A 10,260-nucleotide genomic window follows, 5' to 3' on the forward strand; every position below is an offset into this window, starting at 1 on the left:
AACCGGCTTTTGAACACTGTTACCCGATTGCATCTATGTATAAGGCCTATTCGAGGAAGCGTTAAGCGGCTTCTGGCCAACATTGGGTAAGCTCGCGATATGCCGATTACAGTAAGGCCTCAAGGGCCAGTAGGAGCTCAGGCATCAATTCGCGACGGTCTGACCTGGGGTCAATGTTCTTAGCATGGGTTGAAGCGGCTTAGCGCCTCGGTGGCAGAACTCGTTTATCAGTGACTCATCGTCGCCTCCTGGCCGTTGCCTGGCTGGCGACGATAGGTTTGATCGTTTTGCAGCAGCACCCAGAGAATCCGAAGATTGCGATTGGCTAATCGCACCGCAGCCTCCTTGCGACCCAATCGGTTGATCCAGCGTTGGAGCCGCTGATCGTCCGGCTGCTGTGAATCAGGCCGTAGTTGCCTTAAAACAGCATGAGCGCCCTGGATCGTCAGGCTGCGCAAATACGCATCACCCTGCTTGCTCATCTTGCCCAGTCGGGTCTTCTCGCCAGAGCTGTGCTGGCTGGGCACCAACCCGAAATAGGCGGCGAACAAGCGGGCGTTGGCGAACCGTTCAGGCTCGGTCTGCTTGGCTATCAGCGCCGTGGCGATGATCGGGCCAACACCGCGCACCGTCATCAGCCGCTTCGCCGTCTCGTCTTCTTTCGCGGCCATTTCCAGCCGGCCGGTCAGCACGTTGACGCGATCGCCCATTTGATCCCATTCGCCCAGCAATTCAGCAATCAGTTCACGTAACAAATCAGGCAGCGGTTGGGTGGCATCTTCCAGTATCCGAGGCACGAGCTGGCTGATCGCAACTTCGCCCTGCGCCATGGCCACTCCATGTTCGAGCAGTAAACCGCGCATCTGATTGCCGACCGCAGTGCGCCGTCGCACATATCCCTGACGGGCCCGGTGTAGCGCCTGCATCGCCATCGCGGCCGCGCTCTTGATCGGTACCGCCGAGATTTTGCAGTCGCGGCCGGCACGCAAGATCGCCAAAGCATCGTTGCGATCATTTTTCGGGCCACTGCGGTGACTGGCAACCAGTTGAGCGGGCAGGATGCGAACCGGATTACCCTGCATTTGCAGCAACCGCGCCCATGCTTGAGCACCAGGGCCGGTTTCCACCAGCACCGTCACGCTTGGAGGAAGCTCACGGAGAAATACCTGAAAGGCTTCTCGTGACTTGATTCGCTCCTCGAATATCACTTGGCCGAGGGCATCTTCCCCGGCCACCTGGAAAACCCTTTTGGCAAGATCCACCGCAACGGTGGAGCATGCCGACACATCGGCTGACAAAGACTGATTATTCGTCGTATGCTTTTTCATGGTCTCGCCCTCGCTGTCGTTGGCTTCTATAAGAATGCCACCGTGGCGCACAGACGCCTCGGCTTGGGCGAGTCCATACAATTACAGGTGTACGCCATTCTGTAGGAGCTGCCGCAGGCTGCGATCTTGATCGCTCCCACGCTCCGCGTGGGAATGCATACCGTGACGCTCTGCGTCACATTCCGGGGCGGACGCAGAGCGTCCATTGGCAGCATTCCCACGCAGAGCGTGGGAACGATCATCGGGAGGGTTAGGCAGCCTGTTGGAACTGCTGCCGATACTGGTTCGGCGACAGCTCGGTGTGCTGACGGAACAACCGCGCAAAGAAGCTCGCGTCGTCGTAACCGACCTCATAACTGATGGTCTTGATGCTTTTGCGGCTGCCCGACAACAAGCCCTTCGCCGTTTCGATGCGCAGCCGCTGCAGGTAATGCAACGGCTTGTCGCCAGTCGCAGTCTGGAAGCGACGCATGAAGTTACGAATGCTCATGCCATGCTCGCGCGCCACATCTTCGAAGCGGAACTTGTCGGCAAAATGCTCTTCAAGCCAATGCTGAATCTGCAAGATGATCACGTCCTGATGCAGCTTCTGCCCGCCAAAACCAATGCGCCCCGGGGAGTAATTGCGCTGCACTTCGTAAAGGATGTCGCGGGCCACGGCCTGGGCGACGTTCGCCCCGCAGAAGCGTTCGATCAGATAAATGTAAAGGTCGCAGGCTGATGTGGTGCCGCCGGCGCAATAGAGATTGTCAGCGTCGGTCAGGTGCTTGTCCTGATTGAGGTGCACCCGGGGGAAACGCTCGGCGAAGGCATTGAAGAAGCGCCAATAGGTGGTCGCTTCCTTGCCATTGAGCAACCCGGCTTCGGCCAGCCAGAACACGCCGGTGGCTTCGCCGCACAGTACTGCGCCGCGAGCGTGTTGTTCGCGCAACCAGGGCAGGATTTGTGGGTAACGGCTGCACAGCGTATCGAAGTCATCCCAGAACGCCGGGAGGATGATGATATCGGTGTTTTCCAGACCGCCGTCCACCGGGATGACCACGTCACTGAAGCTTTTCACCGGTTTGCCGTCGGGGCTGACGAGGCGCGTTTCAAACGCCGGAGTCAGGCCGTGGCCCAGTTGCTTGCCGTAACGCAGGCTCGCCACATGGAAAAAATCCTTGGCTTGCATGAGGGTGAAGGCGAAAACCTGGTCGATCGCCAGGATGCTGACGCGCCGCAAGGGCGTGGAGACTTGCTTGGACATAATTCAACTTTTGTTTTGTTTTTATAAGGGAAAGTGGTCACCAGACGGCTGGATCGTCTTATTTTTTGTCGGATGTGTCCAGTGTCCTGTGTCGGAGGGGAGGCATAGTCTCTGAAGGTCATCTCCCCCCAACAAGAAACAAAGGTGCCGCATGATTCCCAGAACCTTGTTCAGCTCCGAGCACGAATTATTTCGCGACAGCGTACGAACCTTCCTCGAAAAAGAGGCCGTGCCGTTCCATGCGCAGTGGGAGAAACAAGGCCACATCGACCGTAAACTGTGGAACAAGGCAGGGGAGGCGGGGATGCTTTGCTCGCATCTGCCGGAGGAATACGGCGGGTTGGGGGCGGACTTTTTGTACAGCGCTGTGGTGATTGAGGAAGTCGGCCGGCTCGGTCTGACCGGCATCGGTTTCTCGCTGCATTCCGATATCGTCGCGCCGTACATCCTGCATTACGGCAGTGAGGCGCTGAAGCATAAGTACCTGCCGAAACTGGTCTCCGGCGAAATGGTCACGGCCATCGCCATGACTGAGCCGGGTGCCGGTTCCGACCTGCAAGGCGTGAAGACCACTGCCGTGCTCGACGGTGACGACTACGTGATCAATGGCTCGAAAACCTTCATCACCAACGGCTTTCTCGCCGACCTGGTGATCGTCGTCGCCAAGACCGATCCCAAGGCCGGCGCCAAGGGCACCAGCCTGTTTCTGGTCGAGGCCAATACGCCGGGCTTCGAAAAGGGCAAACGCCTGGAGAAGGTCGGCATGAAGGCGCAGGACACCTCGGAATTGTTCTTCCAGGACGTACGTGTGCCGAAAGAAAACCTTTTGGGTCAGGCCGGGGCAGGGTTTGCCTATCTGATGCAGGAGTTGCCTCAGGAACGCCTGACGGTGGCAATTGGCGGGTTGGCCTCAGCTGAAGCGGCGTTGCAGTGGACGCTGGATTACACCCGTGATCGCAAAGCCTTCGGCAAGGCAATTGCCGATTTCCAGAACACCCGTTTCAAGCTGGCCGAGATGGCCACTGAAATTCAGATCGGCCGAGTCTTCGTCGACAAATGTCTGGAACTGCACCTGCAAGGCAAGCTCGATGTGCCGACGGCCGCGATGGCCAAATACTGGGGCACCGACCTGCAATGCAAGGTGCTCGACGAGTGCGTTCAGTTGCATGGCGGTTACGGCTTCATGTGGGAATACCCGGTGGCCCGGGCGTGGGCGGATGCGCGCGTACAGCGGATTTATGCCGGTACCAATGAAATCATGAAAGAGATCATTGCGCGGTCACTCTGATGTTGTGGTGAGGCGGCGGGCGCCTTCGCGGGCAAGCCTTGCTCCTACGGGATTTTGATTCTCTGTAGGAGCAAGGCTTGCCCGCGAAGCTTTTAGCGGCTGATCAAGGCGCAGGATTCGGATGATCCTTGTGAATCGCCTCAATCCCTTCCAGCACTTCATCGGAAAGCTTCAGATCGAAACTGGCGATGTTGCTGTCCAGTTGCTCAAGCGTTGTCGCGCCAATGATGTTGCTGGTGACGAACGGTTGCTGGGTCACGAACGCCAACGCCATCTGCGCCGGATCAAGGCCGTGCTCACGGGCCAGTGCGACGTATCGGCTGCAGGCTGCTTCCGATTGCGCGTTGAAATAGCGGCTGAAGCGGCTATAGAGGCTCAGGCGGCCTTTCGGCGGGCGTGCGCCACCTTCGTACTTGCCTGAGAGGAAACCGAACGCCAGCGGCGAATAGGCGAGCAGGCCGCATTGTTCGCGGATGGCGATTTCCGCCAGGCCGACTTCGAAGCTGCGGTTGAGCAGGTTGTACGGGTTCTGGATCGACACCGCACGCGGCCAGCCACGGGCTTCGGCCAGTGCCAGGAAACGCATGGTGCCCCACGGCGTTTCGTTGGACAGGCCGATGTGTCGGATCTTGCCGGCCTTCACTTGCTCGTCGAGTGCTTCGAGGGTGTCTTCCAGCGGGGTGAGGTTGGCTTCGATCTTGTGCTTGTAGCCCAGTTGTCCGAAAAAGTTGGTGCTGCGTTCCGGCCAGTGCAATTGATACAGGTCGATGTAGTCGGTTTGCAGGCGCTCGAGGCTGGCATCCACTGCGGCGGTGATGTGCTGGCGGTTGTGGCGCAGGTTTTTGTCGCGGATGTAGTCGATGGTGTTGCCCGGGCCGGCGATTTTGCTGGCGAGGATCCAGTCGGCGCGATCGCCGCGACTTTTGAAGTAATTGCCGATGTAGCGCTCGGTGGTGGCGTAGGTTTCGGCTTTCGGCGGCACCGGGTACATCTCGGCGGTGTCGATGAAATTGATCCCGGCTTCCTTGGCGCGTTCGATCTGCGCGAAGGCTTCAGCTTCAGTGTTTTGCTCGCCCCAGGTCATGGTGCCGAGGCAGATTGCACTCACGTTCAGGTCGGTACGGCCTAGCTGGCGATAGTCCATCGGGTGCTCCTTGGGCAAAACAATCATAAAAGCAGGTTGAAATATTTTTCGCAATCTGCATAATTGCCGACCTCTTTCTGCAGTGGAAGTGATGCGCCGCCGCCGAAGAATCTTGCCGTTGAACGGACGCGCCGACCCGAGCCCCCGAAAGCGTCTGTATCCGGCTGCCTTTGACTTGTCAAAGTACGCACTATTCAGTAAGATCCGCCGTCTAATTTACAGGGCGGCCCCTGAGGCTATAAAGAATGAAAACTTTTACTGCTAAACCAGAAACAGTAAAGCGCGACTGGTTTGTCGTCGACGCTGCTGGTCAGACCCTGGGTCGTCTGGCCACCGAAATCGCGAGCCGTCTGCGTGGCAAGCACAAGCCTGAGTACACTCCTCACGTTGACACCGGCGACTACATCGTCGTAATCAACGCTGAGCAGATTCGTGTTACCGGTGCTAAAACCACTGACAAAATGTACTACTCCCACTCCGGTTTCCCGGGCGGCATCAAGTCGATCAACTTTGAAAAGCTGATCGCTAAAGCCCCTGAGCGCGTGATCGAGACCGCGGTTAAAGGCATGCTGCCTAAAAACCCACTGGGTCGCGACATGTACCGTAAGCTGAAAGTCTATGCGGGCGCTGCACACCCACATACTGCTCAGCAGCCCCAAGAACTGAAGTTTTAACGGAATAGTACATTATGTCGGCGACTCAAAATTACGGCACTGGCCGTCGCAAGACCGCAACCGCACGCGTTTTCCTGCGTCCGGGTACTGGTAACATCTCCATCAACAACCGTTCGCTGGAAAACTTCTTCGGCCGCGAAACTGCCCGCATGGTAGTTCGCCAGCCGCTGGAGCTGACTGAGACTGTCGAGAAGTTCGACATCTACGTCACCGTGATCGGCGGTGGTGTAAGTGGTCAAGCTGGCGCAATCCGCCACGGCATCACTCGCGCTCTGATGGACTACGACGAAACCCTGCGTGGCGCTCTGCGCAAAGCTGGCTTCGTTACTCGCGACGCCCGTGAAGTTGAACGTAAGAAAGTTGGTCTGCGTAAAGCGCGTAAGCGTCCGCAGTACTCGAAGCGTTAATTCCGCTTCCACGTTCAAAAAGAACGCCCGCCTCCTCACGGAAGCGGGCGTTTTTTTATGCCTGTGATTTATCAAAGAATTGCGCTGCGACAACTTGCCACTTCCGTAGACCCCCTATACTGCAAGGCTTGAGGGTAAGAGCTCCGGGTAATTCCCTTGTCAGAATTGGGGCTTTTCATTACCATTCGGCAAAATTTTTATAAGTAACATTGATTTATTTAGTAGATGCCTGATTTAACAGGCCACAAAAGCTGATGGGAGAGGACTGAATGAGCAATGACGGCGTGAATGCAGGCCGGCGTCGCTTCTTGGTAGCAGCCACATCCGTGGTGGGTGCTGCAGGAGCGGTGGGGGCTGCGGTCCCGTTCGTGGGGTCATGGTTTCCCAGTGCCAAGGCGAAAGCCGCCGGTGCACCGGTGAAAGTGAATGTCAGCAAGATCGAGCCAGGACAGCAGATGATTGCTGAGTGGCGCGGCCAGCCGGTGTTCATTGTCCGCCGTACTGCGGAAATCCTGGGGAATCTCAAGAAGATCGAGGGCCAACTCTCCGATCCAACCTCCAAAAACTCCACGCAACCCACCTATGTCGACCCTGAAGTGCGATCGATCAAGCCAGAAATTCTGCTGCTGATCGGGATCTGCACACACCTGGGTTGCTCACCGACCTTCCGTCCCGAAGTGGCACCTGCGGATCTGGGCAAAGACTGGGTAGGCGGTTATTTCTGCCCTTGCCATGGTTCCCACTACGATCTGGCTGGCCGCGTCTACAAGTCGCAACCTGCGCCTTTGAACCTGCCAGTTCCCCCGCATTCCTATGAGACCGATGACCTGATTGTCATTGGCGTCGATACGGAGAAAGCGTGATGAGCAAGTTCATGGATTGGGTTGATGCGCGCTTCCCCGCGACCAAAATGTGGGAAGACCATCTCAGCAAGTATTACGCGCCAAAAAACTTCAACTTCTTCTATTTCTTCGGCTCGCTGGCGTTGCTGGTGTTGGTCAACCAGATCGTCACCGGCGTCTGGCTGACAATGAGCTACACGCCGTCGGCGGAAGAAGCCTTCGCCTCCGTTGAATACATCATGCGTGACGTCGAGTACGGCTCGATCCTGCGTCTGCTGCACTCGACCGGTGCCTCGGCATTTTTCATCGTGGTTTATCTGCACATGTTCCGTGGTCTGCTCTACGGTTCGTACCAGAAACCGCGTGAGCTGGTCTGGGTCTTCGGCATGCTGATCTACCTGGCGCTGATGGCTGAAGCGTTCATGGGTTACCTGCTGCCATGGGGCCAGATGTCGTACTGGGGTGCTCAGGTGATCATCTCGCTGTTTGGTGCGATTCCGGTCATCGGTAACGACCTGACTCAGTGGATTCGTGGTGACTACCTGATCTCGGGGATCACTCTGAACCGCTTCTTCGCCTTGCACGTTGTGGCGCTGCCGATCGTGATTCTCGGTCTGGTGGTACTGCACATTCTGGCGCTGCACGAAGTCGGCTCGAACAACCCTGATGGCGTCGACATCAAGAAGCACAAAGATGAAAACGGCATCCCGCTGGACGGCATCGCCTTCCACCCGTACTACACCGTGAAAGACATTGTCGGTGTCGTGGTGTTCCTGTTTATCTTCTGCTTTATTGTGTTCTTCTTCCCGGAAATGGGCGGCTACTTCCTCGAAAAACCAAACTTTGAGCAAGCGAACCCGTTCAAGACACCAGAGCATATTGCGCCGGTCTGGTACTTCACTCCGTTCTACGCAATCTTGCGCGCGATCCCGGACAAACTCATGGGCGTTATCGCCATGGGCGCGGCGATTGCGGTGTTGTTTGTGTTGCCGTGGCTGGATCGCAGCCCAGTTAAATCGATGCGCTACAAAGGCTGGATGAGCAAAATCTGGCTGGTGGTGTTCTGCATTTCGTTCGTCATCCTCGGCATTCTCGGTGTGCTTGCGCCGACGCCGGAGCGAACCTTGCTGTCGCAGGTCTGCACCTTCCTGTACTTCGCTTACTTCATTCTGATGCCGTTCTACACCAGGCTCGAGAAGACCAAAAAGGTTCCGGAAAGGGTGACTGGCTGATGAAAAAGTTATTTTTTGCTCTGATTTTTGCTGCGTTGCCTGTCTTGTCGTTCGCTGCTGAACACGGTGGTCCGGAGCTGGAAAAAGTCGACATTGACGTCTCCGATAAAGCGGCCCTGCAGGACGGTGCGCGTACTTTCGCCAACTATTGCATGGGTTGCCACAGTGCCAAGTTCCAGCGTTACGAGCGCGTTGCCGATGACCTCGGTGTGCCGCACGAACTGATGCTGGAGAAGCTGGTGTTCACCGGTGCGAAGATCGGCGATCACATGACCATCGGCATGCAGCCGGCGGACGCCAAGACCTGGTTCGGCGCAGCACCACCGGATCTGACTCTGGTGGCTCGCGTGCGTGGCACTGACTGGCTCTACGGTTACCTGAAGTCGTTCTACGAAGATCCTGCACGCCCTTGGGGCGTGAACAACAAGGTCTTCCCGAACGTCGGCATGCCTAACGTGCTGGTCGGCCTGCAAGGTCGTCAGGTGGTGGGCTGCAAGCAGGTGCAGATCGTTGAAGACGGCAAGAAGCAATATGACCCGCTGACCGGCACGCCGCTGACCCATGAAGCGTGCGATCAGTTGACCATCGTGCCGAAGTCCGGTGCTCTGAACGAAGAGCAGTTCGATGAGAAGGTCAAGAATCTGGTAACCTTCCTGGCTTACTCGGCTAACCCGGTTAAGCTGCAACATCAGCGCATCGGTACTTACGTCTTGCTGTACCTGGCGTTCTTCTTTGTGTTCGCCTACCTGCTCAAGCGTGAATACTGGAAAGACGTGCACTGATACGCTTCAAGCATTGCTGTTAATCGCGCGCGCCCAAGGGCGCCTCCGATAACGCAACGTCTGGCTAGCCAGGCATTGCGGGAGGCGCCCTCTGGGCGCGCGCGTTTTTCCGGTTCCGACAAATTCAACAAGCGAGGAGGATCGCCATGGGCGTGACCAATCGGTTGGCCTGTTACTCCGACCCCGCCGACCACTATTCCCACCGAGTGCGCATCGTGCTTGCAGAGAAGGGTGTCAGCGCCGAAATCATTTATGTGGAGGCTGGTCGTCAGCCGCCTAAACTGATTGAGGTGAACCCTTACGGCAGTCTGCCCACGCTGGTCGATCGTGACCTGGCGTTGTGGGAGTCGACCGTGGTGATGGAATATCTGGATGAGCGTTACCCGCACCCGCCCTTGATGCCGGTTTATCCGGTGGCGCGTGCCAACAGCCGTTTGCTGATTCACCGTATTCAGCGCGACTGGTGTGGGCTGGTGGATCTGATTCTGGATCCGAAAAGCAAGGAGGCCGCGCGGGTCGTGGCGCGTAAGGAATTGCGCGAGAGCCTGACTGGCGTGTCGCCGCTGTTTGCCGACAAGCCGTTTTTCCTCAGTGAGGAACAAAGTCTGGTGGATTGCTGCCTATTGCCAATACTCTGGCGTTTGCCGATTCTGGGTATTGAACTGCCGCGGCCAGCCAAGCCGCTGCTTGATTATATGGAGCGCTCGTTTGCGCGTGAGGCTTTCCAGGCGAGTCTGTCTGGTGTCGAACGCGATATGCGCTAAGGCTTAAGGAGCCGCTATGAACTCCAGTCGACCTTATCTGGTCCGCGCGCTCTACGAGTGGATTGTTGATAACGATTGCACCCCGCACATGCTGGTCAATTCCGAGTACCCGGCGGTGCAGGTGCCACAGGGTTTTGCCAGTGACGGGCAGATTGTCCTGAACATCTCGCCAAGTGCAGTACGGCACTTGCACATGGACAACGACGTGGTGACCTTTGAAGGTCGCTTCGGTGGTGTTCCGCACAGCTTGTACGTGCCGATCAGTGCGATTCTGGGTATCTACGCCCGGGAGAACGGTCAGGGCATGGTGTTTGATCTCGAGTCGCCGATGGATGACGAGGAAGAGATCGAGTCGGATGACGACTTGCCGCCACCGGACAGCGAGCCACCGCGCCCTAGCGGCCGGCCAAGCTTGAAAGTGGTGAAATAAAAAAAGGCGATCCGGAAGGATCGCCTTTTTCATGCGCGTCTCAAAACTGTAGGAGCTGCCGAAGGCTGCGATCTTTTGATCCTGGTCTTTTAAAAGCAAGATCAAAAGATCGCAGCCTGCGGC

Annotated in this window: 11 protein-coding genes; 8 read left to right on the plus strand and 3 right to left on the minus strand. The window is 57.1% G+C overall.

The window, feature by feature from the left end; genetic code table 11:
- Nucleotides 1-227 precede the first annotated feature (227 nt).
- Both PMI37_RS09455 and PMI37_RS09460 read right to left on the minus strand, forming a co-directional pair.
- On the minus strand, nucleotides 228-1,286 hold the full coding sequence (locus PMI37_RS09455; RefSeq protein WP_085989803.1) for an IS110 family transposase: 1,059 nt from the start codon (nucleotides 1,284-1,286) through the stop codon (nucleotides 228-230).
- Nucleotides 1,287-1,578: 292 nt separating this feature from the next.
- Nucleotides 1,579-2,475, minus strand: a complete 897-nt coding sequence (locus tag PMI37_RS09460; protein WP_177323306.1) for a GlxA family transcriptional regulator — start codon at nucleotides 2,473-2,475, stop codon at nucleotides 1,579-1,581.
- Between the two features lie 250 nt (nucleotides 2,476-2,725).
- Here PMI37_RS09460 and PMI37_RS09465 point away from each other — a divergent pair, with 250 nt between their 5' ends.
- Nucleotides 2,726-3,862 carry an acyl-CoA dehydrogenase family protein gene (locus tag PMI37_RS09465; RefSeq protein WP_008080270.1) on the plus strand — a complete coding sequence of 379 codons (1,137 nt, stop codon included), beginning with the start codon at nucleotides 2,726-2,728 and terminating at the stop codon, nucleotides 3,860-3,862.
- A 103-nt stretch (nucleotides 3,863-3,965) separates the two neighbouring features.
- On the opposite strand, the gene PMI37_RS09470 is transcribed toward PMI37_RS09465, so the two are convergent.
- Nucleotides 3,966-5,006: an NADP(H)-dependent aldo-keto reductase gene (locus PMI37_RS09470; protein WP_008080271.1), complete on the minus strand. Its 1,041-nt coding sequence runs from the start codon at nucleotides 5,004-5,006 to the stop codon at nucleotides 3,966-3,968.
- Between the two features lie 245 nt (nucleotides 5,007-5,251).
- On the opposite strand from PMI37_RS09470, the gene rplM reads away from it, so the two are divergent.
- The 7 genes from rplM (at nucleotide 5,252) to PMI37_RS09505 (ending at nucleotide 10,137) form a co-directional block, all read left to right on the plus strand.
- Nucleotides 5,252-5,680, plus strand: a complete 429-nt coding sequence (rplM, locus tag PMI37_RS09475; protein WP_007917032.1) for a 50S ribosomal protein L13 — start codon at nucleotides 5,252-5,254, stop codon at nucleotides 5,678-5,680.
- Nucleotides 5,681-5,694: 14 nt separating this feature from the next.
- Nucleotides 5,695-6,087, plus strand: coding sequence for a 30S ribosomal protein S9 (gene rpsI / locus PMI37_RS09480; protein ID WP_008080273.1), 393 nt, complete (start codon nucleotides 5,695-5,697; stop codon nucleotides 6,085-6,087).
- Nucleotides 6,088-6,356: 269 nt separating this feature from the next.
- A complete protein-coding gene (petA, locus tag PMI37_RS09485; protein ID WP_003228055.1) occupies nucleotides 6,357-6,950 on the plus strand; it encodes a ubiquinol-cytochrome c reductase iron-sulfur subunit in 594 nt (197 codons plus the stop codon).
- Nucleotides 6,950-8,161: a cytochrome b gene (locus PMI37_RS09490; RefSeq protein WP_008080276.1), complete on the plus strand. Its 1,212-nt coding sequence runs from the start codon at nucleotides 6,950-6,952 to the stop codon at nucleotides 8,159-8,161. The genes petA and PMI37_RS09490 overlap by 1 nt, the downstream gene beginning before the upstream one ends.
- The gene (locus PMI37_RS09495; protein ID WP_008080280.1) at nucleotides 8,161-8,943 is read left to right on the plus strand and encodes a cytochrome c1; all 783 of its coding nucleotides are present in this window, start codon (nucleotides 8,161-8,163) and stop codon (nucleotides 8,941-8,943) included. The genes PMI37_RS09490 and PMI37_RS09495 overlap by 1 nt, the downstream gene beginning before the upstream one ends.
- A 146-nt stretch (nucleotides 8,944-9,089) precedes the next feature.
- Nucleotides 9,090-9,707 (plus strand): glutathione S-transferase N-terminal domain-containing protein, encoded by a 618-nt coding sequence (locus tag PMI37_RS09500; protein WP_007917025.1) that lies wholly within the window; start codon nucleotides 9,090-9,092, stop codon nucleotides 9,705-9,707.
- A gap of 16 nt (nucleotides 9,708-9,723) precedes the next feature.
- Entirely contained in the window at nucleotides 9,724-10,137 is a 414-nt protein-coding gene (locus tag PMI37_RS09505) for a ClpXP protease specificity-enhancing factor (protein ID WP_007917024.1), read from the plus strand.
- The last annotated feature ends 123 nt before the right edge of the window (nucleotides 10,138-10,260 follow it).

It is taken from the genome of Pseudomonas sp. GM80, from assembly GCF_000282515.1.
In the GTDB taxonomy this organism is placed as follows: domain Bacteria; phylum Pseudomonadota; class Gammaproteobacteria; order Pseudomonadales; family Pseudomonadaceae; genus Aquipseudomonas.

Bases quoted from the DNA above. Each gene is read 5' to 3' on its own strand.
- PMI37_RS09465 (WP_008080270.1), top strand. From the start codon at position 2,726: ATGATTCCCAGAACCTTGTTCAGCTCCGAGCACGAATTATTTCGCGAC.
- PMI37_RS09470 (WP_008080271.1), bottom strand. From the start codon at position 5,006: ATGGACTATCGCCAGCTAGGCCGTACCGACCTGAACGTGAGTGCAATC.
- rplM (WP_007917032.1), top strand. From the start codon at position 5,252: ATGAAAACTTTTACTGCTAAACCAGAAACAGTAAAGCGCGACTGGTTT.
- rpsI (WP_008080273.1), top strand. From the start codon at position 5,695: ATGTCGGCGACTCAAAATTACGGCACTGGCCGTCGCAAGACCGCAACC.
- petA (WP_003228055.1), top strand. From the start codon at position 6,357: ATGAGCAATGACGGCGTGAATGCAGGCCGGCGTCGCTTCTTGGTAGCA.
- PMI37_RS09490 (WP_008080276.1), top strand. From the start codon at position 6,950: ATGAGCAAGTTCATGGATTGGGTTGATGCGCGCTTCCCCGCGACCAAA.
- PMI37_RS09495 (WP_008080280.1), top strand. From the start codon at position 8,161: ATGAAAAAGTTATTTTTTGCTCTGATTTTTGCTGCGTTGCCTGTCTTG.
- PMI37_RS09500 (WP_007917025.1), top strand. From the start codon at position 9,090: ATGGGCGTGACCAATCGGTTGGCCTGTTACTCCGACCCCGCCGACCAC.
- PMI37_RS09505 (WP_007917024.1), top strand. From the start codon at position 9,724: ATGAACTCCAGTCGACCTTATCTGGTCCGCGCGCTCTACGAGTGGATT.